Genomic DNA, 23,127 nt, shown 5'->3' with positions numbered 1-23,127 from the left:
GCTTACCGCATCGCTGGTGTGCGCCGGGTCGCTCGTTAGGGTGGTGACCCCCGCCCGCCGTTGACCGTCCGTGACGACGGGGACAGACTCCCAGGTGGCCGTGCAACGAGGGCGGCCTTTATCGGGAGTGATTCCATGACGGAGGCCGGTCCTCCCTACCTGTTCGGCGGCGACGATCGCGGCGCGTGCTTCTCGGTCACCTGCGACGCGGAGAGCGGCCTGCTGGAGATCGCGGTCCGCGGCCGATTCAGCCTGCGCCTGAGCATGGAGCTCTACGGCGGGCTGCGGAAGTGCCTGGCCGAGCATCCCACGGCGATCATCGCCGACCTGGCCGAGTTCGACGACCCGTACGCCGTCAGCGCGGCAATGTGGCTGTCGGTCAACCGAACCGCCGCGACCATGTACCCACCGGTGCAGCTGGCCCTGGTCATGTCGCCGGTGGCACCGCTGGCGGGCCGGTTGCGGCGGCTCGGCGCCGCGCACTTCTTCCCCGTCTATCCCGGCCTCGGCCAGGCGCGGGCCGCACTGGCCGGTACGGCGCCGCTGACGGAACGCCTGTGCCTGAGCCACCTGCCGCCGGAGGCATCGTCGGTCGAGGTGGCGAGCGAGCTCGTCGACATCGCCTGCGACTCGTGGCGCATGCCGGAGCTGATGGCGCCCAGCCGCGCGATCATGTCGGCCCTCGTGGGCAACGCCGTCGAGCACGCCGGCACGGACATCGGCGCGGCGGTGTGGCGGCGCGGGGCCGGGCTGCACCTCTCGGTACGCGACCGCGACCCGCGGCTGCCGAAGCTGCTGCACCGCCAGGCCGGCGCGCCCGGCCACGGGCTGCACACCGTGGACGGCAAGTCCACGGCCTGGGGCGCGATGGCCACCAGCGACGGCAAGATGGTCTGGGCGACGCTGCGCACCCGCCGGCAACGCCCGTTCTGACGGCCGGGGCTTCGGCCGGCATGTCGCGGGAAGGGCGGCCGGGGCTTCGGCCGGCGTGTCGCGGGAAGGGCGGCCAGGCTTCGGCCGGCCCGTCGCGGGAAGGGCGGCCGGGCTTCGGCCGGCCCGTCGCGGGAAGGGCGGCCGGGCTTCGGCCGGCCCGTCGAAACGGCGGCTGGCCGGCGCGGCCGGGGTCAGCCGGCGGGTGACATGGCCGTGGCCGGGGACTGGCGGCTGCGTTCCGGGGCGCCGGCCGCGACCACCCGGTCCCGTCCCTCGTGCTTGGCCCGGTAGAGGGCCTTGTCGGCGATCCGGAGCAGATCGTCGAAGCCGGCGTGCCCGACGCTGACGCACACGCCGAAGCTGGCGGTGAACCGGGGCGTACCGCCGTCGATCGCCTCGCTCAGCGCCGCCCGCAGCCGGTCCAGGACCAGCACCGCCCGCTCCAGCGTCACGCCGTCGAGCAGGATGCCGAACTCCTCCCCGCCGAGCCGGCCGACCAGGTCGTCCTTGCCCAGCCCGGCCCGCAGGACCTGCCCGAACAGGCGCAGCGCCCGGTCCCCCGCCTCGTGGCCGTGGGTGTCGTTGAGCACCTTGAACTTGTCCAGGTCGGCCATCACGAACGCGAACCGGCCGCCGTCGCGCAGCCGTTCGCGGACCGCGCCCTCGAACGCGCGGCGGTTCGGCAGCCCGGTCAGCGCGTCGGTGCTGGCCTGCATCTGGGCCAGCTCGAACGAGCGCAGCGTGCCGATCCGGTTGCCGGCCTGCGCGCCGAGCAGGGCCAGCCCGGACAGTGTCTCGGCGGCCGGCGTCCGGCCCGCGGCACCCGTGGTGTGCAGGACGCCCAGCGAGCGGCCCATGAAGGTGACCGGCACGCAGACCGCCGAGACCCGGCCCTGCGGGCGGTTCCTCAGCTTGGGGCAGGCGTCGAGCGCCTCGCTGTCGTCGAAGGAGATCAGGTGGCCGCGGCGGACCGCGACGCAGTGGAACGGTGACGTGACCGGGCAGCACGGCGGCTCACCGGCACCCCCGGTGGCGCGGCTGGTGAGCCGGGCCTCCGAGTTGTCGGCCAGCAGCAGCTCGGCGGGCCGGTCCGGGTCCAGGACGGTCAGGCTGTTCGTGATGACCCCGTACGCGTCGTGCTCGGTCTCGGCCATGTCGAAGGCGTCGGCCAGCTGACTGCCGAGCTTCTCGCGCCGGGCGTCGGCGGTGAGCTGCCGTACCGTTTCGCGCAGCCGGTCCGCGGTGTCGTTGAACGACCGGGCCAGGGCGCCGATCTCGTCGTCGCGGGGTTGCTCGACGCGGGCCTCCAGGTCACCGGCGCCGACGCGGTGCGCGACGTCGTCGACGGCCCGCAGGTCACGCAGGATCGACCGGGTGAGCCGGGCCGACAGGCCGAGCACCAGCACCGCGGCCAGCAGCGCCGCCGCGAGCAGCCGCCCGCTGTCCTCCTGCTTGATCCGGTCCGCGGCGGCGAGGTGCGCGGCCCGGTCGGCGGAGAGCCTCGCGATCAGGTCCGAGATGTGCACGTCGAGGGCATCGGCGTCGTCCTCGAGGGTGCCGATGCGGTCGAGGGCGGCGGGACGGTCGGTGGCGCTGAGATAGATGATCGAGTCGACCCGGTTGACCAGGCCGTCGTGGGCGTTGCCGATGTCCCGCAGCTCCGCCTCGTAGCGGGTGCCGTCGGCCAGGGCGGACAGGGTGGTGTTGCCCGTGTGCAGCGCTGTGCGGGCGGCGTCGAACTCGGTGCGTACCTCGGCCGTCGACCGCCCGGTGCCGCCTTCGCTGACCGCGATCGCGAACCAGGCCTGCGCGCGTACCTGGTGCTGCAGCGACTGGGCGGTCAGGGTGAGGGCCTGGATCGTGCCGAGGCGGGACTCGGCGCGACTGGCCGCGGTGAGGCGCGCGTACCCGGACAGTCCGACCATCCCGACGAAGGCTGCGAGCAGGGCGCCGATGGCCGCGATGGCGAAGAGCCGCTTGCGGACGGTCCAGCGCCGCACTGCCCTCATCGAACGTCCCCTCGCCGGTTCCCTCTCCCCTATCGACCCCGGCCGGGCGGATCTGAAGGATCTCCGGCCGGGGTCGGCGAGGACGCGCCGTTCGTGGCAGCCTGGGGCGGCAGAGACGGTGGGCTGAGACGGGAGTGGGGCCGTGACCGGGATCGAGGAGCGGGAGTCCGCCGAGGAGCGGCTCGCCGCGATGGGCATCGAGCTTCCGGGGGTGTTCCCCGCCGCCGGTAACTATCTCGGCGTCAAACGGCACCACGACCTGCTGTACGTCTCCGGGCACGGCCCGCTGCGGGTGGACGACCAGGGCCGGCTGCCCGGGCGCACCGATCGCGAGATCCCGCCGGAGGCGATCGCCGGCAGCCTGGTCAGCGGCAAGGTCGGCGCGGACGTGACGGTTGAGCAGGCGCGCGAGGCGGCCCGGCTGACCGGGCTGTTCCTGCTGGCGGCGCTGCGGGCCGAGCTCGGCTCGCTGGACCGGGTCACGTCGGTGCTCAAGGTGTTCGGCATGGTCAACTGCGCGCCCGGGTTCACCGCGACCCCGGCGGTCATCGACGGGTGCTCCGACCTGCTGGTGCGCGTCTTCGGCCGGGAGATCGGGGCGCACGCCCGCTCGGCGATCGGCGTGGCCGAGCTGCCGTTCGACATCTGCGTCGAGATCGAGATGATCGTCGCCACCGGCTGAGCCCGGCCGAAATGGCCGTCCCGGTCGACGGGGACAGCTTGTGAACGTTAACATCTGCGGTTGACCGCCCCGGACGTGGAGGAAGACCCGCATGACGAAGGACCAGGACCTGCGTGAGGCCGTGCTGCAGGCCAACCGGCTCATCCCGAAGGCCGGCCTGGCCGCACTGACCTGGGGAAACGTCAGTGGAGTGGACCGCGCCGCGGGCATCTACCTGATCAAGCCCTCCGGCGTCGCCTACGACGACCTGACCGCCGACCTGCTGGTGCCGGTCGACCTGGAGACCGGCCGGGTCGTCTCCGGGCGGCTCAAGCCGTCGGTGGACAGCGAGACCCACCGGGCGTTCTACCTGCGGTGGCCGTCGATCGGCGGGATCACCCATACCCACTCCACCCACGCCGTCGCGTTCGCGCAGGCCGGTCGCGACGTACCGGTGCTCGGCACGACGCACGCCGACACCTTCGGCGGCCCGATCCGGGTGACCCGCGATCTGACCCCGCAGGAGTGCGCCGAGGAGTACGAGTTCAACACCGCGCGGGCGGTCATCGAGCTGATCGGTGACGACGACGCGGCCACGGCCACCCCGGCGGCCCTGGCGGCGAATCACGGCCCGTTCACCTGGGGCAAGGACGCCGGCAAGTCCGTCGAGCACGCCATCGTCTGCGAGGCCGTCGCCGAGATGGCGCTCAAGACCCTCGCCCTCAACCCGGCCGCCGCGGCCCCGCAGTGGCTGCTGGACCGGCACTTCACCCGCAAGCACGGCGCGGGGGCGTACTACGGCAACGACCTGAGCAAGGCGGCCGACGCCTGACGGTCACGGCCGCCGGGCGGTGTCCCCGGCCGGGGTACGGGGCCGCACGATCCCGGCGTCCACGGGCAGCACGAGGTCGCCGGCCTCCCCCAGGGGCCGTACGGCGGTGAGCGTCGCGTACCCCTCGGTCAGCAGATCGATGTCGCTGCCGGGCACCCGGCCGGCGCCCTGCTCGATGGTCATCCGCACGAAGTCCTCACCGGACTCCGCGACGGCCATCTGCACCTGACCGAACGGCGCGAGCGTCGCCCGGCGCAACCCGGCCACCCGCTCGGCCGGACGGTCGGGGACGTTGAGGTTGAGCACCGTACCGGCCGGGGCGCCGGCCAGCCACGGCAGCAGGCGCCGGGCCAGCGCGGCGGCGGTGTTCCAGTGCCGTTGCTCGTCGTCGGCCGTGTCCAGCGCGGCGATCGCGGCGCCGCCACTGGCTTCGCTGCCGTCCGCCGGAGACAGGACGTCCAGCGAGACGGCCAGCGCCCGCGCCCCACCGGCGGCCGCCGTCACGGCCGCGCCGACGGTGCCCGAGTGCAGGATCGCCCGTCCGGCGTTGGCGCCCCGGTTGATCCCGGACAGCACCAGGTCCGGCGCCGGTCCGAACACGCCGAGGCCGGCGAGCAGGGCGATGTAGGCGGGCGAGGCCGCGACCGCGAACGTCGGGATGCCGTCGAGCCCGGTCAACGACACCCGGGAGAACTTGACCCGGCCCTCGTCGGTGACGGCGGTCAGCGCCGCGCCCATCCCGCTGGCCTCTTCGCGCGGTGCCGCGACGGTGACGTCGTGGCCGGCGTCGTGCGCCGCCCGCGCGAGCCGGTGGATCCCGGGAGCCTGTACGCCGTCATCGTTGGTCACCAGCACCCGCAGCCGCGATCCACCCATGTCCCCTGCCCATCACCCGGTACCCGTGCCGCACGTCATTCCCCGGCGCGCGGAACGCAACCACGTGAAGGTTCAGTAGCCGAAGTCCTGGGTGTAGTACGGGGTGCCGTTGGCGGTGTACGCGACGCCCACGCCGACGGTCCGCGACTTGCAGTTGAGGATGTTGGCGCGGTGGCCGGGGCTCTTCATCCAGGCGTTGACGAGGTCGGTGGCGGAACGGTAGCCCCAGGCGATGTTCTCGCTGGACGGGCGGGCGAAGCCGGCGGCCTTGGCCCGGACGACGAAGGTGGAGCCGGCGCTGCCGGTGTGCGAGAAGGTGCCGGTCCGGGCCATCCACGTGCTGTGGCCGACGGCGGCGGCGGTGAGCTGCGCGTTGACCGTGACGGCGGAGCAGCCGGACGCGGTGCGCCGGGCGTTGGTGAGGCGCACGACGTCGGCCTGCACGGTCTGGGCCTGGGGGGTCTGGGCCTGCACGCTCGCCGGGGCGGCTTCGGCCGGTGACGCGAACATCGAGACGCCGACGGCGGCGGGGGCGATGAGGGCGGCCAGGGCGAAACGGCGAAGAAGCGAGCGCAAGGAGGTTCCTCTCGGAGTACGGCGCCTGGCCGATCGCCAGGTTCACCGTTCCCTTCGGCCCTGCTCCGGGGGCTTTGATCGCAGGACGGATGCCCCTGCGTCGCCGTTCGGTTGCCGGGTCCCGCCCGCGCGTCAGGTCTCGTACTCGTCCGGCACGCGCATCGCGGGACCGCCGACGTGCAGGCCGAGCGGGGTCGCCCGGCCCTTCGGCTCCTCCCAGGCCTCCTGCCGGCCGAGCGCGGTGAGGTCGAGGTAGTGGTAGCCGTTGTGGAATTCCTCGATCCCCCGGCCGTACGTGGACCAGGTGTGGAAGACCTCGTCGCCGACCCGCAGGAAGGCGCTGATCCCGGGCAGCTCCGAGCCGCGCATGTCCGGCGTCCACGGTCCGCTCGTCCATGGGGTGCCGGCGTCGGCCAGCTCGTCCTCGGTGCGGAAGTGCAGCAGCACCGGCGCGACCCGGTCGTCCAGGGTGGCGTGGAAGTCGAAATTGAAGCTGGTGCCGTACGACGAGTACCACGGGAACTCCCACCCCATCCGCTCGCGGAAGGCGGCGAGCTTGGGATAGGGGGCGCGGGACACCGCCACGAGCGTGGTGTTGCGCACGTGCAGCTGCCGCAGCCGGCCGATCCCGTCGGCGGCGGAGGAGCAGCTCGCGCAGGCCTGGTCCCATTCCGGGGCGAACATGAAGTGGCGCAGCACCAGCTGCGGCCGGCCCTCGAAGAGGTCGAGCAGGCTGACCGTCCCGGCCGGGCCCTCGAAGGTGTACGGCTGGTCGACGCGGACCATCGGCAGCCGGCGGCGGGCGGCGTTGACCCTGTCCCGGGCCCGGGTGAGCTCCTTCTCCTGCGCGAGCAGCTCCCGGCGGGCGGCGAGCCACTGCTCGCGGGACACCACCTCGGGCAGGTTCCCGGCCGGCGCGCTCATGACGCCCGCGCCGAGGGGGTGAGGCAGGTGGGTAGCAACATCGGGGACTCCTGTCAGAGTGCGGTCAGGTCACTTCATGTGGTCCCGCAGGGCGGCCAGCGGGCCGTCCCAGTCGCGGGCGAGGGCGCCCAGGAACTGCTGGGCCACCTTCATCGGCGCGGAGTCCACCCGGTAGCGGACCCGGCGCCGCTCACCGCGCTCGGCCACCACCAGACCCGCCTCGGCCAGCAGTCCGAGGTGCTTGGCGATGGCCTGGCGGGTGATCGGCAGCTGGGCGGCCAGGTCGGTGGCGGTGGCCGGCCCGCCGGTGGCGAGCGCGGCCAGGATCACCCGCCGGCTGGGATCGGCCAGCGCGGTGAAGACCTCCTGCGCCACCAGCTCCAGGTCCGCGGGCTCAGGACCGGGCATCGAGGTACGCGACCAGCTCGCCCAGCTCGTTCGTCCAGCCCTCGGTGTTGCCCGAGTAGGCCTTCTTGTGCTCGCCGTCGTCCGGCAGCTGCGCGAAGCCGCTCTCGACCATCGTGAGGGTGGTGCCGTCGCCGTGCGGCTCCAGCGTGAACTCGACGTAGGTGCGGCGCGGGTCGTCGGCGGGCAGGCCGTTGACCGGCCAGGTGTAGCCGAAGACGCGCGGGGGCTCCAGACGCTCGATGGTGAGCACGGCGGTGTCGCCGCTGTCCCAGGTGAGCGTGGCCCGGCCACCGACGCGCAGGTCGACCTCGGCGCGGTTGCCGAACCAGGTGCCCAGCCCTTCGGCGGTTGTCAGGGCGGCCCAGACGCGCTCAGGCGGCTGGCCGAGCTGGAGGGTGCGTTCGATCCGGTCGGGGAATGTCATGTCTGCTCCCATATAGCAACCAGTTAGTTGCCACTGAAGGTATAGCAATCCACTGGTTGCGTCAACCTGTCGGGAATCTTGCCCCGCGCGGGGGGTTCCGGCCGGTGGCGACGCTCGTACGCTGGCGGCGTGGCCACCGAGGCGGCCGGCGCGGTCTGCCTGCGCCTGGCCGGAGCGTTCGCGATCCGCTGGAGCGGTGCTGCCACCGACGTGCCCGTGACCGGCAGCCGCAAGGCCCGCACGCTGCTCAAGCTGCTCGCCGTCGAGCGCGCCGGGCCGGTGCCGATGGACCGCATCGTCGACGTGCTCTGGGGCGACACGCCGCCCCGCCGGGCCGCCGACAACGTCGCCACGCTGGTCAGCCGGCTGCGGTCCCGGTTCGGCCCGGAGCTCGTCACCGGCACGCGCGACGGCTACCGGCTGGGCCGCCCGCCCGCGGTGCTCGTCGACCTGGATCTGGCCGCGGTCGACCTCGCCGACGCGGCCCGGCGTGCTGCGGCCGGCGAGCCCGGGCTGGCGGCCGCGGTGGCGGGACGGGTGCTCGACCTGCTCGGTGCCGGGCCGGCGCTGCCCGAGGACCGGGACGCCGAGTGGGCCAGGCCCGCCCGTACGGAGGCGGCTGAGCTGCTGCGCCGGGCCCGGCAGCTGGCCGCGGAGGCCGCCCTGGCCACCGGCGAGGCGGCAGTGGCACGCGAGCTGGCGACGGCGGCGATCACGGCGGACGGCTACGACGAGGCCGCGTACCGGCTGCTGATGCGCGCGGAGGCCGCGCTGGCCCAGCCGGCCCGGGCACTGTCGGCCTATGAACGGCTGCGCCGGGCGCTGGCCGAGGACTTCGGCACCGATCCGGCCGCCGAGACCCGCGCGGTCCACCTGAGCGTCCTGCGGGAGGAACGACCGGCCGCCGTCACCCCCGCCGAGCCGGCCGCGGCGGAGTCGACGCTGACCGGCCGCGCGGACGAGACCACCCGGCTGGCCCGGGCCTGGCGGGAGGCGGCGACCGGCCGGCCCGCACTGGTGCTGATCAGCGGCGAGGCCGGGATCGGCAAGACCACCCTGGCCGGCGAGATCGTCGAGCTGGCCGGGCGTACCGGTGGGGTCGTGCTGTCGGTGCGCTGCTACGCCGCGGAGAGCTCGCTGTTCCTGCAGCCCTTCGTCGACGCGCTGGGCGCGCACGCCGCCCGCTCGTCCGCCGCGCTGGTGCGGTCGCTGGCCTCCCCCGCCCTGGCCGAGCTGGTCCCGCAGATCGGTGCGCTCCTCGGCGACGCACCGGGGGCGGCGCTCGCCCCCGATCTCGCCCGGGCCCGCGCCTACCAGGCCGTCACCCGGTACCTGACCGGGATCGCCACCCGGCAGCCGGCCCTGCTGCTGCTCGACGACCTGCACAACGCCGGGCTGGCCACCGTGGAACTGCTGCACTACCTCGCCCGGCACGCCCGGGGACGGCTGCTCGTCCTGGCCACGGTCCGGGCGGAAGAGGGCGCCGCGGCCCTGCGCGCCCTGGCCGAGGTCGCCACCCCGCTGGAGCTGGGCCCGCTCCCGGCCGACGCGGTGACCAGCCTGGCCACCAGCGCCGGGCAGGCCCGGCTGGCCCCGCGGATCCTGCACCGCACCGGCGGGCACGCACTGTTCGTCGTCGAGACGCTGCGGGCCCTGGCCGCCGGCGACGACGGGATCCCGGAATCGCTGCAGGCGGCGGTGCTCGCCCGGGTGGCGCGCACGGGTACGGCGGTCGAGGAGCTGCTGCGGGCGGCGGCGATCCTGGACGCCACGATGGAGCCCGATCTGCTGGCCGACCTGCTCGCGGTGCCGGCCGCTGAAGCCGTACGGCGCTGCGAACAGGCGCTCGCCGCACGGCTGCTGGTGGTCGCCGGGCGGGCCTACGAGTTCGCCAACGACCTGATCCGTGAGGTGCTCTACACGACGACGCCGGCCCCGGCCCGGGTCGCGTACCACCGGCGGGCCGGCGAGCTGCTGAGCGACCATCCCGAGCAGGTGGCCGCGCACGCGCACGCCGCCGGGGACTGGGACCGGGCCGCCCGGGCGTACCTGGTGGCCGGCGAGCAGGCCGGTCACCGGTTCGCCGCCGCGGACGCCGAGGCGCTGCTGACCAGTGCGCTGGACGCGGCGGAGCGGGCCGGCGCGCTGGAGGTGAGCGGGCGGGCGTACCAGGCCCGGGGGCGGGTGCGGGAGGTGCTGGCGGCGTACCCGGCGGCGATGGCCGACTTCCACGCGGCGGTGCGCACCGCCCGGCGCGTCGGCGACCGGCGGCTGGAGATGATCGGGCTGCGCGAGCTGGGCGGCGATGTGCCGATCGCGCTCGGGCAGTCGATCGTGCGGTGCGTGCGGCACCTGCGCGACGGCCTGGCCATCGCCGAGTCACTGGCCGACCGCACGATGGAGGCCGACCTGCTGAGCCGGCTCGCGGTGGTCTCCAGCAACCGGCTCAAGCTGGCCGAGTCGCTGGCCTACGCCGAGCGGGCCGTGCGGACCACCCGCCCCGGCCATGACGAGCGGGCCCTGGCGGTGGCCCTGGACGGGCTGAAGACCAGCTGGGCCTACCTGGGCGAGATCGGCCGGCTGGTGCCGGTGCTCGACGAGCTGGAACCGTTGCTGCACAAGCAGAACGACCTGTGGCGTCTGCAGTGGACACTGTTCGAGGGCGCCTTCCCGGCGATCGCCGCGGGCCGGTGGGGCGAGGCCCTGGACCGGATCGAGGCGGCGCGGGAGGCCAACCGGCGCAGCGGCTACGGCGCGTACGCCGGCTGGTTCGCCGGCAACCTGGGCTGGGTGCACCAGCTCCGCGGTGATTACCGGCGGGCCATCGGGTACGGGCGCCAGGCGTACGCGCTGACCAGCGACACCGACCACCCGTGGTGGCGGGTGGCCGCCTGCGCACAGCTGGCCGGGACACTGCTCGCCACGGGCGCGCAGGCGGAAGCGGTGGCGCTGCTGGAGGAGGGCTGTGAGCGCGGGCGCGGCGAGGGCGGCGAGGCCTACCTGGTGCGGTGCCTCGGTCCGCTGGCCGCGACGACCGGTTCCCTGACCCTGCTTGAAGAGGCGGACGCGCTGGTCGCCGCCATCGAGACGCCCCCGGGCACCGCGTGGTTGTTCGGGGCGGACGCCTACCTGTCGGTGGGGCGGGGCTGGCTGGGCCGGGGCGAGGCGGCTCGGGCCCGTACCGTGATCGCTCCGCTGCTGGCCGCCGCCGACCGCGTGCCCTGGCGGTCCGTGCAGGTCTCCACGCTGCTGCTCGACGCCGAGGCGGCAGCCGCCGCCGGGGCGGAGTCCGCGCCGCAGCTGGCCCGGGCCGAGGAGCTGGCCCACCGCTACGGGCTGGCCCACCTGCTGGGTTAGAACAGATCGGCGAGCCGCCGGGCAGCACGGGCGGCGCCGTCGGTGGCGACCGGCCGGTAGTGCACCGTCCGGCCGATCTCCTCGGCGATGGCCCGGGCGATCTGCTCGGGGCCGGTGTCGGCGAAGGCGATCCGGCGTCCGGCGCCGTAGCGGGCGAGCCGGTGCGGGACGTGGGACTGCTGCTCGAAGTGGTTCTCCAGCGGCACGTAGAGGAACGGCCGGCCGGCGGCGGTCAGCTCCATGGTGGTGCTCAGTCCGCCCTGCACCACCGCGAGGTCGGCGGCGGCCAGGTGGCGGTGCAGGTCGGGCAGGTAGCCGTGCACCTCGACGCCGGGCGGGACGGCCAGCTCGGCGGGGTCGAGCCGCGGGCCGGCGACCACGACCATGCGCAGGCCGGGGACCTGCCGGGCCGCCGACGGGTACGCCGCCAGCGCCCGCCGCAACAGGTGCACGCCGACAGCCGTGCCGCCCACGGCGACGACACACACCCGATCGTGTGGTCCCCAGCCGAGCTCGGCCCGTATCGCCGGCCGGTCGGCGATGTCCGCCGGCGGGAAACCGGTGACGTAGCCGGTGAAGTCGTAGTGCCGCTCGGTCCAGCCGGCGATGGCGGGCAGGCCGGGGCCGAACACGCCCGCGACGATGTCCTCAGGGTCGCCGACGAACAGCGCGCGGTCGCGTACCCGGGGAAAGCGCTCGATGTGCTCGATCATCTCTGCGTTGTGGTCGGCGGTCAGGGCGGCCTCGGCCGGCCCGCCGGCGGCGGTCGGCAGCCAGCCGACAAAATCGGTCAGCCAGGCGTACGCCGCGGTCTTCAGCTCGGGATTCTCGTGCAGGAAGTGGTCGACGTCCCAGGCCTCGTCGCCGACCCACAGGTCGTACCGTCGTTCCTCGGCCAGGTCGGCGAAGACCATGAAGTTGGCCGCGAGGATCTCGTCCATCCGCCGGATCGCCGCGAACGCGGGCAGGTCGTGCCCGTGGGCCTCGGCCTCCATGTGCCGCGACTCGGACGCCAGCCACCGCGAGGCCGGATGGACGTGTTCGCCGCGGGCGCTCAACAGCGCGGTCACCGGATGCTGGGCCAGCCAGTCGACCTGGACGCCGGGCCGCAGCCGGCGTAGCTCGGCCACGATGGCCAGGTCGCGGCGGGCGTGCCCGAGCCCGATCGGCGACGACAGGTAGAGGACCCGGCGCGGTCGGTCCAGGGCGCGCGTCCACCGCCGCGGCGCCGGGCTCGAGCCGGTCACGAAGTCACGCAGCCACCGGTTGACCGGCACCGGATGCCGCGCCGGCGGCAGGTGGCCCGCCCCGGCCATCCGGATCAGGCGGCCACCGGACAGCTCGGCGAAGCGCTCCCCCACGCCGACGGGTACGCACCGGTCGTCCTCGCCGTGGATGACCAGCACCGGGCAGTCCAGGCCGCGCAGAACCGCCTCGACCGCGGGCAGACCGGACACCGACTCGGGCGCGTCCTCGCCGGCGATCAGCGCCTCCGGCCCGGTCTCCAGCGCCCACGAGACGCAGTCCTCGATCTGCTTGGTGGAGTGCGGCTCGGGCAGCAGCGTGGCGAAGAACCACTCGACGAAGCCCCGGTAGTCGCGGCGCCACGAGTGCCGGTTGTACTTCTGCCAGCCCGCGTAGTGCTCGCGGTCGGCCTCGAAGTCGAACACCGCGCGTTCCGGCAGCGGCGGGGCCAGACCGGCCACCCGCGGCGCGATCGCGACCAGGCCGGTGAACCGCTCCGGATGCTCGGACACGGCCAGCGCCGCCCGCCACGCACCCCGGCTGAGCCCGACCACCGTCGCGCGGTCCACCCCGGCCGCGTCCAGCACCGCGACGAGATCCTCCGCGTACGCCCGGTCCGTGTACGCCGCGGGATCGGCCGGCCGGTCGGAGCGCCCGTTGCCCCGCGGATCCACCGTGATCACCCGGAAGTAACGGGCCAGGTACGCCACCTGCAACTTCCAGATCCGCGAGTCGACCACCAGCCAGCTCGGCGCGAGCAGGACCGTCCGGTCGCCGCTGCCGTACACCGCGTAGCCCACCTTGACGCCGTCGTGGTCGACCCAGCCCTCGGCGTCGGGTTCCCGTGCCCTCATCGCGCCACCCTCTCCCCCGCCATTGCAGCCCGGTTGCAACGGCGGCGCAACGCCCCGCAGCACCGTGGCGGCATGGCAATCAACGAGAACAAGCTGAACGAGTTCATCGGCCGTTTCGTCGGCGACCTGGGCGCCACCGTCGCGGCCGGCAACGTGGTCATCGGGCACCGCCTCGGCCTCTACAAGGCGCTGACCGGCGGTCCGCTCACGCCCGCGGAGCTGGCCGAGCGTACCGAGACCGACCCGCGGTACGTCACCGAATGGCTGCGCGGCCAGGCGGCGGGCGGCTACGTCGACCGTGACGGCGACGACCGGTACGTCCTGAGCGAGGAGCAGGCGTTCGCGCTGGCCAACCCGGACGGCCCGCTGTACGCACCCGGCGCGTTCCTGCTCGCCCTCGGTGCCCTGCGCGCCGAGCCGCGGATCACCGAGGCCTTCCGCAGCGGCGCCGGCCTGGGCTGGAACGAACAGGACGCGGACGTGTTCGTCGGCTGCGAGCAGTTCTTCCGCCCCGGCTACATCGCCAACCTGGTACCGAGCTGGATCCCGGCGCTGGACGGCGTCGAGGCCAGGCTGCGCTCCGGCGCCCGGATCGCCGACGTCGGCTGCGGCCTCGGCGCGTCGTCGGTGCTGATGGCCACGGCGTACCCGCGCTCGACCGTGCACGCCTCCGACTACCACCAGGGCTCGATCGACCTGGCCCACAAACGCGCGGCGGATGCCGGCGTCGCGGACCGGGTCAGCTTCGAGGCGGCCGGCGCCCAGCAGTTCAGCGGCGACCACTACGACCTGGTGACCACCTTCGACTGCCTGCACGACATGGGCGACCCGCTGGGCGCGGCCCGCCACATCCGCGACGCACTGGCCCCGGAGGGCACCTGGATGATCGTGGAACCGGCCGCGGGTGACACGGTCGCGGACAACATGAACCCGGTCGGGCGGGTCTACTACGGGTTCTCCACGTTCCTGTGCGTACCGAGCGCGATGTCCCAGCCGGGTGGATATGCGCTGGGAGCGCAGGCGGGCGAGGCGGCCGTGCGGCAACTGGTGACCGACGCGGGCTTCACCCGCTTCCGCCGGGCGAGCGAAACCCCCTTCAACAACGTGTACGAGGCCCGCCGCTGACCCGAGCCGCCCACGTGCACAGCCCACTGCGGCCGGCGGTGTCCCGTAGTACGGTCGGGGCACCGCCGTACCCGTCCGCCCGGAGCCCGCCGATGCCCCACCTCGCCGTCGTCGGCGCCGGGATCATCGGTGCCGCCACCGCCGACCAGCTCTGCCGGGCCGGTGCCCGGGTCACCCTCGTCGAGGCGCGGCAACCCGGCAGCGGCGCCAGCGGCACCAGCCTGGCCTGGCTCAACTCGGGAAACAAACACCCCCGCGATTACCACGACCTCTCCGTGCAGGGCATCGACGCCTGGCGCACGCTCGCCGCCGAGTTCGGTGACCCGTCCTGGCACGTGCCCACCGGCAGCATCGCCTGGAGCGGCACCGACGACGGCCGCGAGGAGCTGACCGGTCGCGTGGCCCGGCTACGGGACTGGGGTTACCCGGCAACTTTCCTCACCTCGGCGCAGGTGGCCGACCTCGAGCCCGGGCTACGGCTGCCGGCCGATGCCGACACGGCGTTCTTCCCCGCGGAAGGGTTCCTGCACGGCGAGGCCGCGGTACGGGCACTGGTGACCCGGGCGCGCAGCCGTGGTGCCATCACCCTGACCGGCTCCCCCGTGCGAACCGTCGAGTCCGACGGCACAGCGGTGACCGGCTTGGAGCTGGTCGACGGCCGCCGGGTCACCGCCGACGCGTACGTCTTCTGCGCCGGCGCCGCCGCCCCGGCTCTGCTGGCCGGGATCGGGGTCACCGTCGCCCTCGAACCCGGCGACGCGCCGCGGTCCCCGGCGCCGTGCCTGGTCGGCCACGCCGCGACCGGTTCAGCGACGATCCACCGGGTGGTCCAGTCCCCGGAGCTGTCGATACGGCCGCTGCTCCCGTCCGGGCTCTACCTGGAAGCCGGCGACCTCAACGCCGGCGTCGATGTCCACACCGACCCGCGGGACCTCGATCGGCTGCTGCCCGAACTGCTCGCCCGGGCCGCGGCGATCCTGCCGGCGCTGGACCCGCGATCCGAAGTCACCGGCCGGGTCTGCGTCCGTCCGCTGCCGATGGACGGCAAGCCGATCATCGGCCGGCTGTCCGCACCGGACAACGCCTACCTGATCGTCACGCACAGCGGGATGACGCTCGGCGCCCTGCTCGGCCGGCTGGCCGCCGCCGAGCTGCTCGGCACCCCGCAGGCGGTGCTGGCGCCGTACCGGCCGTCGCGCTTCTGAGCCCGGCCGGGGACGGATCAACCAGAGAACCGGCCCCCGGTCACCAGGTCGTCGCCGGTCCGGGACACCTCGACCGTCGCCGCGGTGGCCCGCGCGTGCTTGCCGATGTTGGCCAGGCTCTCGCACACGACGTAGTACGCGGCCACCTCGATCGCCTCACCGACGCGGCCGGGCAGGTCGACGGTCAGCCGCACCGGCACCGGGGCCCGGGCCGCCAGCGACTCCACCGCCACGGCCAGGCCGTGAGGTCGTCGACGACGGCGTCGGCGGGGCCGACACCGAACGTGGCACCGGCCTGCGCGGCCTCGCCGACCGGGTGGAGGCTCTCGACGGGTTGCTGCGGGTGTGGACGCCCAGCGGCGGCGGCACCCGGGTACGGGCGGACCTGCCGTGCGGGTAGCGATCGCCGACCGCCTGGTGATCACCCTGCGCGCGGTGGAGAAGTACGTGTCCAGCATCTTCGGCAAGCTCGGCCTGCCCGCCACCGGCAGCGAGAGCCGCCGGGTCCTGGCCGTGCTGCTCTTCCTGCGCAGCTGAGCCGGGCTCAGCCGGCTTCCAGGCGCCGCCAGATCCGGTCGCGGGTGAACGGCAGCTCGGTGAAGCGCACCCCGGTGGCGTCGCGCAGGGCGTTGGCCAGGGCCGGCGCCACCGGGTTGAACGGGCTCTCGCTCATCGACTTGGCGCCGAGCGGGCCGATCGCGTCCTCGGTCCGGGCGAACACCACCTCGGTCGGCGGCACGTCGGCCAGGGTCGGCAGGTGGTACTGCCGGAACCCGGCCGTGGTGACCCGGCCCTCGGCGTCGATGTCCACGTGTTCGGCCAGCGTGGCGCCCAGCGCCTGGGCGACGCCACCCTCGATCTGGCCGCGGGTCTGCAGCGGGTTGAGCACGGTGCCCGCGTCGGCGCTGTGCACACTGCGCAGGATCCGCAGCTCACCGGTGCCCGGGTCGACGGCGACGCGGAACCACTGCACGTTGAACGCCACCGAGCGCGGGGTGCCGGTCCAGTGGCCCTCGGCCCGTACCGGTGCGGCGGTTGACGCGGCCAGGTCCTTGAGGCTGACCTGACCGTGCTGCAGGGTCACGGCGTCCACGCCCAGCCGGAGCGCGCCCGGCCCGGCCAGCACCAGCAGCCGCTCGCGCAGGGCCCGGGCCGCGTGCAGGACGGCCTGACCGGCCACGACCACGCCGGTCGAGGCGAACGCGCCGGTGTCGTGGGCGACCACGTCGGTGTCGGACTGGCGCACCAGGATCCGGTCCGGGGTCGTACCGAGCGTGTCCGCGGCCAGCTGGGTGTGCACGGTGGTGCTGCCGTTGCCGAACTCGGTCGTGCCGACGGCGATCTCGTAGCGGCCGTCGGGCAGCAGGGTGATCGCGGCGTCGGCGAAGTGCCCGCCCGGAGGGCCGGCGGCGATCATGGCCAGGGCCATGCCTTCCCCGACCTGCCAGCCGTCCGGCACCGGCTGAGTGATCGGCTCGGCAGCCGCCGACCGTACGGCGTCCAGGCACTGGTCCAGACCGTAGCTGGCGATGATCAGGTCGTCGGCGTGGTCGCCGGGCGCGGCCAGCGGTTCCCCGGGACGCACGATGTTGCGTTCCCGCAGCAGTACCGGATCGATCCCGAGCCGCCGGGCCAGCTCGTCGAGCACCGACTCGACGGCGAACGACACCTGGCCCAGGCCGTAGCCGCGGAACGCTCCGGAGGGGACGGTGTTGGTGTAGACCGCGTACGCGTCGACCTTCTTGTTCGCGCAGCGGTAGACGGCGATCGACTCGTGGCAGGCGTGGTACATCACCGCCGGGCCGTGGTTGCCGTACGCGCCGGTGTCCGAGACGACCCGCAGGGACAGCGCGGTCAGGGTGCCGTCGCGGCGGGCCCCGGCCTTCATCCGTACGGTGAAGGGGTGCCTGGTGGTCGCCGAGGTGAACTGCTCGGCGCGGGTGTACTCCAGCTTCACCGGCCGGCCGGTGCGCCGCACGGCCAGCGCCACCAGGTCCTCGACCAGCATCTCCTGCTTGCCGCCGAAGCCGCCGCCGACCCGGCCGGTCAGCACCCGCACCTGGTCGGGATCGAGCTCGAACAGCTCGGCCAGGGCCCGCCGGGTCAGGAACGGGGTCTGCGAGCTGGTGCGCAGCGTGAGCCGCCCGGCGTCGTCGAGCCAGCCGATCGCGCCGTGCGTCTCCAGCGCGGCGTGCTGCACCCGGGGCGTGCGGAAGGTCTGCTCGTAGACGACGTCGGCGCCGGCGAACCCCTCCTCGACATCGCCCAGCTCGGCGTGCAGCTCCCCCACCACGTTGTCGGCCGCGCGGGCGATGCGGTGCCCGGTGACCTTGTCGCCGTGCACGGCGGGGGCACCGGGCCGCATCGCGGCCTCCGGGTCGAGGACGGCCGGCCGGATCTCGTACGCGACCCGCAACCGCCGGCACCCCTCCTCCGCGGCGGCCTCGGTCTCCGCGACCACGGCGGCGACCCGCTGGCCGACGTGCCGCACGACGTCGTCGAGCACCCGGGTGTCGGCCGGGTCCTCGGTCGGGTGCTCGTGGCGGGCGGTGGAGAAGTACCGCCGCGGGGCGTCCTCGTGGGTCAGCACGGCCAGCACTCCCGGCACCGCTAGGGCCTCGGCGGTGTCGACGGCGGTGATCCGGGCGTGCGCGTGCGGCGAGCGCAGCACTTTGAGGTGGGTCAGGCCGGGCACGTCGACGTCGAAGGTGTAGCGGGCCGTACCGGTGACGATCTGCGGGCCGGCGGGCGCGCCGAGGCCGGCGCCGATCGCCGCCCCGGCGCCGGGCTCCTCGACCGTGCGGACGCCGTTGATCGCGTCGGCGACGGCCCGGTATCCGGTGCAGCGGCACAGATTGCCCTTGAGCGTGCGCGGCAGGTCGGCGAGCTTGGTCTCGTCCAGCGCGGCCGTCGTCATGATCATGCCGGCGGTGCAGAAACCACACTGGAAGCCCTGCGCGTCCAGGAAGCGCTGCTGCACCGGGTGCAGACCGTCCGGCGGGGCGAGGCCCTCGATGGTGGTGACCTGGCGGCCCTGGGCCCGGAACGCCGGATAGACGCAGCTGTGCACCGGGCGGCCGTCGACGTGCACGGTGCACGCGCCGCAGTCGCCGGTGTCGCAGCCCTTCTTGACGCCGAAGCAGCCCTCCTGGCGCAGGTACGTGCGCAGGCACTGCCCGGGCCGCGGCGGCTGCTCGTGGTCGGTGCCGTTGATCCGCACGCTCATCCCGCCAGCTCCGCGCGGATCTCCTCGGCGTACCGGCCGGTCAGGTGGCGGCGCCAGGCGGGCAGGCCGTGCACGTCGTCCACATAGGCGTCGTCCGGAATGGTCTCCCGTACGGCGGCCGCCAGCTCGCCGGCGTCCGGGACCTCGGCGAAGCGCAGCTGGAACGGGCGCACGGTCGCAGCGGTCACGGTCAGGACCAGCCCGGCGCCGGCGCGGCGGCCGATCAGCAGCACGGCGGACCGGCCGTGGGCGAACAACGAGCCCTGGCGGAACGCCGTCCGGCCGGTCAGCGCGGCGGCCGGCAGGGTGATCGAGCGCAGCAGCTCACCGGGGGCCAGGGCGGTCGAGCCGTCGCCGGTGACGAACCGGACCACGCTCAGCCGTCGCTCGCCGTCCGGGCCGAGGATCAGGCATTCGCCGTCCAGCGCCGCGGTCAGCGCGATCATCGGCCCGGCGGGCAGGGCGGCGCACAGGTTGCCGCCGACGGTGGCCACGTTCCAGATCTTGAAGGAGGCCAGGAAGGCCCGGCAGCAGGCGGTGGCCAGCTCGTGGAAGGCGGTGAAGTGCTCGGCGCCCGCGTACCCGGCGAGGTCGGCGACCGTGCAGGTGGCGGCGATCTCCAGGCCGTGCCCGGGCACGGTGATCGGGGTCCAGCCCGCGGCCACCAGGTCGAGCAGCCGGGTCACGTCGGTCTGCGGCTCGGCGAACAACGCCGTCCCGCCGGCCAGCCAGGCGTCCCCCGGCCGCCACTGCCCCACCGCGGCCGGACTGACCACCTCGACGACCGTGTGCAGATCCACGTGCGGTCCCCCTGTTTCGACGCACCCTGCTTGACCTGGAACGTTACGGTACGCGCGGTGTGTTTCCGGCGCGTGGACGGTTATCCTCACCCCTCATACGCTCCAGCAACGGCGGGACGGATGCAGCCTCTGCGGCACGGGTACACCAACGACACCCGGGGTGACGGCGCCGTTGTGGTCAAGCGCTTCACCGGACCGGACGACCGCACCCGCTGGGCCACCGAACGCGACATGCTCCAGCTGCTGGCCGGGCGGCTGCCGGTGCCGGTGCTGCTGTCCGCACCGACCGGGGAGCTGCACCTGACCCACCTGCGCGGGGTGCACGGTCAGGAGCTGATCGACGCCGGGCACGCCGGGCCGGTGCTGCACTCGTGCGGCGCGATGGTGCGCCGGCTGGTCGCGGCCGACGTGACGCACGGTGACTACGGCCCCAACAACGTTCTGCTGGACCCCGGCACCCACGAGATCACCGGGATCCTGGACTGGGAATGGGCCCGGCCCGGCGCCGACCCGGTGGAAGACCTGGCCTGGTGCGAGTGGATCGTGCGTACCCATCATCCGGGCAAGGCCGGCGCGCTGACCGAGCTGTTCGCCGGATACGGCAGCCGCCCGCCCTGGCCCCGGCGGCAGGCGGCCATGCTGGCCAAGTGCCGGCAGATGCTGGCCCTGCGCCGCACCCTGGGCCTCACCGACCCGGGGTACCAGCGCTGGGAGCAGGCCCTGCGGACGGTCGCCGGCTGGACCGAGCTGTGACTGCCCCGCCGCCGGGCGTTCAGCTCGCCGGGAAGGTGGTCCGGTGGAGTTGACCCGGCGGCTGGGCGTCATTCGCCGGCGCGGCACGGCTGGGAGAGCGTGATCCGCCGCTGCCGGCTTCCTGCCATGTGGGCAGGGTCTTTCCTCCATGTCCCGACCGGGAGGACTGTCGGGGGTGTACCCGCCGGGTGCTCACGCTGTGTCTCATGGGGGCGACATGACGGGAAACGCACGGATCCTGGTCGTCGACGACCAGCCGACCATCGTGGACCTGCTGTCCACGGTGCTGACCGGCCATGGCTTCGCGGTCGACACCGCCGGGACGGCGGCGCAGGCCGTGGAGAAGGCCGTGGAGCAGCGACCTGACCTGGTCCTGCTCGACGTGTCGCTGCCCGACGGCGACGGCATCGACGTGCGCCGGCGGCTGCGGGCCGAGGGCGCGGAGACCGGGGTGGTGTTCCTGTCCGCCCGCGACACCCGCGACGACCTGGTCGCCGAGCTGGCCTACGGCGACGAGGACTGGATCACCAAGCCGTTCGACGTCGAGGTGTTGCTGGCCCGGGTGCACGCCGCGCTGCGGCGCCGGGCCGGCGCGCCGGGCAACCGGGTCCTGCGCTACGCCGACGTGGAGCTGGACCAGGACACCGGCGAGGTGCGCCGGGCCGGGGAGCCGGTCGCGCTGTCACCGTCCGAGCGGGAGCTGCTGCGCCTGCTGCTGCGCGATCCGGGCCGGGTGCTGTCGCACGACGAGATCCGGGCCGGGGTGTGGCCGGACGTCCCGGGCAGCGGGCACGAGCTGGTCAAGGCCCATGTCGCGTCGCTGCGCGGCAAGCTGGAGCGACTCGGCCCGCCGCTGATCGCGACGCACCGCGGCTTCGGGTACGCGTTGCGCGCCCGGCTGCCCTGAGACCGCGCGCCGGTCAGCGCCGGGTGGCGTGCTTGATGCGGTACATGGCCTCGTCGGCCCGGCGCAGCAGGGCCTCCGGGTCGACCCCGGTGCCGGCCACCACGCCGACGCTGGCGCCGATGGTCAGGCGGTGCCCGTCCACCTCGACGGGCTCGGCCAGCGCGGCCCGGAACCGCTCGGCGACCGGGCCGGCGGTGTCCGTGTCGGCCCCGGGCAGCAGCACCGCGAACTCGTCGCCGCCCAGGCGGGCCGCGACCGCCGTGTCCGGCAGAGCCGCGCGCAGGCACTCGGCCACCCGCACCAGCACGGCATCCCCGGCGTGGTGGCCGTACGTGTCGTTGATGGGTTTGAACCCGTCCAGGTCGATGTGCAGCAGCGCGACCCCGCCGCCGACCGCCGCGGCCAGCCGGCGGCCGAAGAGCACCCGGTTGGCCAGCCCGGTGAGCGCGTCGTGGGTGGCCTCGTGCCGCAGCCGGTCCTGCAGTTCGCGGGCGTCGGTGACGTCGCGGGCGTTGCTCACCACAGCGGCCACGCTGGGCTCGTGGGTGAGGTTGCGGCTGGTGACCTCCAGCCAGCGCCAGGAGCCCTCCTTGTGCCGGTAGCGCGCCTGGTACGTGAAGGTCGCGCCGGGCGTGGCCATCAGCTGCTGCAGGTCGCCCAGCAGCGCGGGCAGGTCGTCGGGGTGGATCAGCGTGATCACCCGGACGCCGAGCATCTCGCCCGGTTCGTAGCCGAGCATCCGGGTGGCCGGGGTCAGGTAGACCATCGCGCCGGTGTGGTCGATCAGCGAGGTGATGTCGGTCGAGTACTCCAGCAGCAGCCGGACCCGCTCCTCCTGCCGGCGCAGCGTCTCCAGGCCGGCGTCGGAGCGCCGGACCAGCGACTCGTTCTCGGCGAAGGTGAGCAGCTGCCGGGCCACCACGACGGCGGTGATCACCAGCAGGCCGCCGAGCGCGACATGGGCGGTGGCGCCCAGCCCGGACGGCAGGACGGCGGGCAGGACGGCGAAGACGAGGCCGAGCATGGCGTACGGCAGCACGCTGTAGGTCCGGCGGCGCCGCGCCGGCCGGCCTGCGGCCGCCCGGTCGGCGAGTTCCTGCACCCTCGGGGCCACGCTGACCAGGGCCACGGCGGTGATCTGCAGGGCCAGCTGCACGCGCCACCCGGCGCTGCCCGGCAGCACGCCGCCGTTGACGCACTGGACCACCGCGGCGGCGACGAGCGGAGCGGCCGTGGCCGAGCTGATCGGGCTGTGCCCGCCCATGACGAGCCGGATGACGGCGAAGGTGGTCACCAGGGCGATGGCGACCGCGGCCATGGACGCGGCCGAGCCGACGCCCAGGGCGGCCGAGCGGTCGGCCATGAACCAGATGGCCACGACGGCGGCGGTTCCGACCGCGGTGGTGTCGAGCAGGTAGCGCAGCCGGACCCGGCTGGGCGCCGGCGGGCGCGGGTGGGTGAGCGCGGCGACCACCAGCACGGTGACGCCCGCCAGCACGCAGACGCTCTGGAACTGGCCGGTCGGCACCGCACCGGCGTCGGGGCTCCGCAGCGCGCCGGCGAGCCGGCCGAGGTGACCGGTCAGCAGCAGGGCGCCCATGGCGGTCATCGCTCGCCAGAACCGGCGGTCGGCGGCGTCGCGCCCGGACCGGCGGGCCAGCCGTACCGCGCCGGCCAGCAGGACCAGATTGAGCGCCGGGCCCAGCCACGCGCGCAGCAGCACGTGCGACGCGATGCCGCCGGGTCCCCAGAGCAGCCAGCCGATCGCCGCCACGGACACCCCGGCCAGGGCGAGCACCACCGGGTCGGTCGCGACCGTACGGGGCGACGAGCCGGACCGCTCGGGTGGCATCGCGATCCTCCTGCGGGCGTTCGGGCTCGGCACGGCCACGCCGCGCCCACTTACTACACCGGTACGCGGTAGCGGTGCGGGTGCACGTCCGGGGTGACACCGGTGCGCTCGTTTACGGTTAGGTTTCTTAACCGTTTAAGGTCTCCGCTGGCCCGGTGCC

20 protein-coding genes are annotated in these 23,127 nt (G+C 74.3%); 9 read left to right on the top strand and 11 right to left on the bottom strand.

What is annotated here, in order from left to right; translation table 11 throughout:
- Positions 1 to 135 precede the first annotated feature (135 nt).
- Positions 136 to 933 (top strand): ATP-binding protein, encoded by a 798-nt coding sequence (locus tag ACZ6S4_RS28415; RefSeq protein WP_465477821.1) that lies wholly within the window; start codon positions 136 to 138, stop codon positions 931 to 933.
- A 191-nt stretch (positions 934 to 1,124) separates the two neighbouring features.
- Here ACZ6S4_RS28415 and ACZ6S4_RS28410 read toward each other — a convergent pair whose 3' ends face one another.
- Positions 1,125 to 2,942: a diguanylate cyclase domain-containing protein gene (locus tag ACZ6S4_RS28410; RefSeq protein WP_465477820.1), complete on the bottom strand. Its 1,818-nt coding sequence runs from the start codon at positions 2,940 to 2,942 to the stop codon at positions 1,125 to 1,127.
- Between the two features lie 142 nt (positions 2,943 to 3,084).
- On the opposite strand from ACZ6S4_RS28410, the gene ACZ6S4_RS28405 reads away from it, so the two are divergent.
- Together ACZ6S4_RS28405 and araD are read left to right on the top strand one after the other, a co-directional pair.
- Complete coding sequence (locus ACZ6S4_RS28405) at positions 3,085 to 3,624, top strand: RidA family protein (protein ID WP_465477819.1); 540 nt, start codon at positions 3,085 to 3,087, stop codon at positions 3,622 to 3,624.
- Positions 3,625 to 3,715: 91 nt separating this feature from the next.
- Positions 3,716 to 4,435: an L-ribulose-5-phosphate 4-epimerase AraD gene (gene araD, locus ACZ6S4_RS28400; protein ID WP_465477818.1), complete on the top strand. Its 720-nt coding sequence runs from the start codon at positions 3,716 to 3,718 to the stop codon at positions 4,433 to 4,435.
- Positions 4,436 to 4,438: 3 nt separating this feature from the next.
- Here the strand turns inward: araD and surE are convergent, their stop codons facing one another.
- The 5 genes from surE to ACZ6S4_RS28375 all read right to left on the bottom strand — a co-directional run bounded on the left by surE (position 4,439) and on the right by ACZ6S4_RS28375 (position 7,643).
- A complete protein-coding gene (surE, locus tag ACZ6S4_RS28395) occupies positions 4,439 to 5,311 on the bottom strand; it encodes a 5'/3'-nucleotidase SurE (protein WP_465477817.1) in 873 nt (290 codons plus the stop codon).
- A 72-nt stretch (positions 5,312 to 5,383) separates the two neighbouring features.
- Positions 5,384 to 5,887, bottom strand: a complete 504-nt coding sequence (locus ACZ6S4_RS28390; protein ID WP_465477816.1) for a CAP domain-containing protein — start codon at positions 5,885 to 5,887, stop codon at positions 5,384 to 5,386.
- Between the two features lie 132 nt (positions 5,888 to 6,019).
- The gene (locus ACZ6S4_RS28385) at positions 6,020 to 6,811 is read right to left on the bottom strand and encodes a DUF899 domain-containing protein (protein ID WP_465477815.1); all 792 of its coding nucleotides are present in this window, start codon (positions 6,809 to 6,811) and stop codon (positions 6,020 to 6,022) included.
- Between the two features lie 69 nt (positions 6,812 to 6,880).
- Entirely contained in the window at positions 6,881 to 7,219 is a 339-nt protein-coding gene (locus ACZ6S4_RS28380) for an ArsR/SmtB family transcription factor (RefSeq protein WP_465477814.1), read from the bottom strand.
- The gene (locus ACZ6S4_RS28375) at positions 7,206 to 7,643 is read right to left on the bottom strand and encodes an SRPBCC domain-containing protein (protein WP_465477813.1); all 438 of its coding nucleotides are present in this window, start codon (positions 7,641 to 7,643) and stop codon (positions 7,206 to 7,208) included. The genes ACZ6S4_RS28380 and ACZ6S4_RS28375 overlap by 14 nt, the downstream gene beginning before the upstream one ends.
- A 129-nt stretch (positions 7,644 to 7,772) precedes the next feature.
- Here ACZ6S4_RS28375 and ACZ6S4_RS28370 point away from each other — a divergent pair, with 129 nt between their 5' ends.
- Positions 7,773 to 11,000 (top strand): ATP-binding protein, encoded by a 3,228-nt coding sequence (locus ACZ6S4_RS28370; protein ID WP_465477812.1) that lies wholly within the window; start codon positions 7,773 to 7,775, stop codon positions 10,998 to 11,000.
- On the opposite strand, the gene ACZ6S4_RS28365 is transcribed toward ACZ6S4_RS28370, so the two are convergent.
- The gene (locus tag ACZ6S4_RS28365) at positions 10,997 to 13,099 is read right to left on the bottom strand and encodes an alpha/beta fold hydrolase (protein WP_465477811.1); all 2,103 of its coding nucleotides are present in this window, start codon (positions 13,097 to 13,099) and stop codon (positions 10,997 to 10,999) included. The two genes, ACZ6S4_RS28370 and ACZ6S4_RS28365, sit on opposite strands and share 4 nt — an antisense overlap.
- Before the next feature lie 72 nt (positions 13,100 to 13,171).
- Between ACZ6S4_RS28365 and ACZ6S4_RS28360 the strand changes: the two genes are divergently transcribed.
- The gene (locus ACZ6S4_RS28360; protein WP_465477810.1) at positions 13,172 to 14,224 is read left to right on the top strand and encodes a class I SAM-dependent methyltransferase; all 1,053 of its coding nucleotides are present in this window, start codon (positions 13,172 to 13,174) and stop codon (positions 14,222 to 14,224) included.
- Positions 14,225 to 14,316: 92 nt separating this feature from the next.
- Positions 14,317 to 15,429 carry an NAD(P)/FAD-dependent oxidoreductase gene (locus tag ACZ6S4_RS28355; protein ID WP_465477809.1) on the top strand — a complete coding sequence of 371 codons (1,113 nt, stop codon included), beginning with the start codon at positions 14,317 to 14,319 and terminating at the stop codon, positions 15,427 to 15,429.
- 17 nt (positions 15,430 to 15,446) lie between these two features.
- Here ACZ6S4_RS28355 and ACZ6S4_RS28350 read toward each other — a convergent pair whose 3' ends face one another.
- On the bottom strand, positions 15,447 to 15,662 hold the full coding sequence (locus ACZ6S4_RS28350) for a hypothetical protein (protein WP_465477808.1): 216 nt from the start codon (positions 15,660 to 15,662) through the stop codon (positions 15,447 to 15,449).
- Positions 15,663 to 15,819: 157 nt separating this feature from the next.
- Between ACZ6S4_RS28350 and ACZ6S4_RS28345 the strand changes: the two genes are divergently transcribed.
- Positions 15,820 to 15,966 carry a hypothetical protein gene (locus ACZ6S4_RS28345; RefSeq protein WP_465477807.1) on the top strand — a complete coding sequence of 49 codons (147 nt, stop codon included), beginning with the start codon at positions 15,820 to 15,822 and terminating at the stop codon, positions 15,964 to 15,966.
- A 7-nt stretch (positions 15,967 to 15,973) separates the two neighbouring features.
- On the opposite strand, the gene ACZ6S4_RS28340 is transcribed toward ACZ6S4_RS28345, so the two are convergent.
- Positions 15,974 to 18,655, bottom strand: a complete 2,682-nt coding sequence (locus ACZ6S4_RS28340; RefSeq protein ID WP_465477806.1) for a molybdopterin-dependent oxidoreductase — start codon at positions 18,653 to 18,655, stop codon at positions 15,974 to 15,976.
- Positions 18,652 to 19,455 carry an FAD binding domain-containing protein gene (locus ACZ6S4_RS28335; protein WP_465477805.1) on the bottom strand — a complete coding sequence of 268 codons (804 nt, stop codon included), beginning with the start codon at positions 19,453 to 19,455 and terminating at the stop codon, positions 18,652 to 18,654. The genes ACZ6S4_RS28340 and ACZ6S4_RS28335 overlap by 4 nt, the downstream gene beginning before the upstream one ends.
- A 120-nt stretch (positions 19,456 to 19,575) precedes the next feature.
- Between ACZ6S4_RS28335 and ACZ6S4_RS28330 the strand changes: the two genes are divergently transcribed.
- Positions 19,576 to 20,208, top strand: a complete 633-nt coding sequence (locus ACZ6S4_RS28330) for a phosphotransferase (protein ID WP_465477804.1) — start codon at positions 19,576 to 19,578, stop codon at positions 20,206 to 20,208.
- Between the two features lie 217 nt (positions 20,209 to 20,425).
- On the top strand, positions 20,426 to 21,115 hold the full coding sequence (locus ACZ6S4_RS28325) for a response regulator transcription factor (RefSeq protein WP_465477803.1): 690 nt from the start codon (positions 20,426 to 20,428) through the stop codon (positions 21,113 to 21,115).
- Between the two features lie 13 nt (positions 21,116 to 21,128).
- Here the strand turns inward: ACZ6S4_RS28325 and ACZ6S4_RS28320 are convergent, their stop codons facing one another.
- Positions 21,129 to 22,967 (bottom strand): diguanylate cyclase domain-containing protein, encoded by a 1,839-nt coding sequence (locus tag ACZ6S4_RS28320; RefSeq protein ID WP_465477802.1) that lies wholly within the window; start codon positions 22,965 to 22,967, stop codon positions 21,129 to 21,131.
- Between the last annotated feature and the right edge of the window lie 160 nt (positions 22,968 to 23,127).

The sequence above is a fragment of the Actinoplanes sp. NPDC051405 genome (genome assembly GCF_055586185.1).
This window is presented reverse-complemented; position numbering and strand designations above follow the sequence as displayed.

Excerpts from the sequence above, each read along its gene's own strand:
- ACZ6S4_RS28415 (WP_465477821.1), top strand. The coding sequence starts at position 136 with ATGACGGAGGCCGGTCCTCCCTACCTGTTCGGCGGCGACGATCGCGGC.
- ACZ6S4_RS28410 (WP_465477820.1), bottom strand. The coding sequence starts at position 2,942 with ATGAGGGCAGTGCGGCGCTGGACCGTCCGCAAGCGGCTCTTCGCCATC.
- araD (WP_465477818.1), top strand. The coding sequence starts at position 3,716 with ATGACGAAGGACCAGGACCTGCGTGAGGCCGTGCTGCAGGCCAACCGG.
- surE (WP_465477817.1), bottom strand. The coding sequence starts at position 5,311 with ATGGGTGGATCGCGGCTGCGGGTGCTGGTGACCAACGATGACGGCGTA.
- ACZ6S4_RS28385 (WP_465477815.1), bottom strand. The coding sequence starts at position 6,811 with ATGAGCGCGCCGGCCGGGAACCTGCCCGAGGTGGTGTCCCGCGAGCAG.
- ACZ6S4_RS28380 (WP_465477814.1), bottom strand. The coding sequence starts at position 7,219 with ATGCCCGGTCCTGAGCCCGCGGACCTGGAGCTGGTGGCGCAGGAGGTC.
- ACZ6S4_RS28375 (WP_465477813.1), bottom strand. The coding sequence starts at position 7,643 with ATGACATTCCCCGACCGGATCGAACGCACCCTCCAGCTCGGCCAGCCG.
- ACZ6S4_RS28365 (WP_465477811.1), bottom strand. The coding sequence starts at position 13,099 with ATGAGGGCACGGGAACCCGACGCCGAGGGCTGGGTCGACCACGACGGC.
- ACZ6S4_RS28360 (WP_465477810.1), top strand. The coding sequence starts at position 13,172 with ATGGCAATCAACGAGAACAAGCTGAACGAGTTCATCGGCCGTTTCGTC.
- ACZ6S4_RS28355 (WP_465477809.1), top strand. The coding sequence starts at position 14,317 with ATGCCCCACCTCGCCGTCGTCGGCGCCGGGATCATCGGTGCCGCCACC.
- ACZ6S4_RS28340 (WP_465477806.1), bottom strand. The coding sequence starts at position 18,655 with ATGAGCGTGCGGATCAACGGCACCGACCACGAGCAGCCGCCGCGGCCC.
- ACZ6S4_RS28330 (WP_465477804.1), top strand. The coding sequence starts at position 19,576 with ATGCAGCCTCTGCGGCACGGGTACACCAACGACACCCGGGGTGACGGC.
- ACZ6S4_RS28325 (WP_465477803.1), top strand. The coding sequence starts at position 20,426 with ATGACGGGAAACGCACGGATCCTGGTCGTCGACGACCAGCCGACCATC.
- ACZ6S4_RS28320 (WP_465477802.1), bottom strand. The coding sequence starts at position 22,967 with ATGCCACCCGAGCGGTCCGGCTCGTCGCCCCGTACGGTCGCGACCGAC.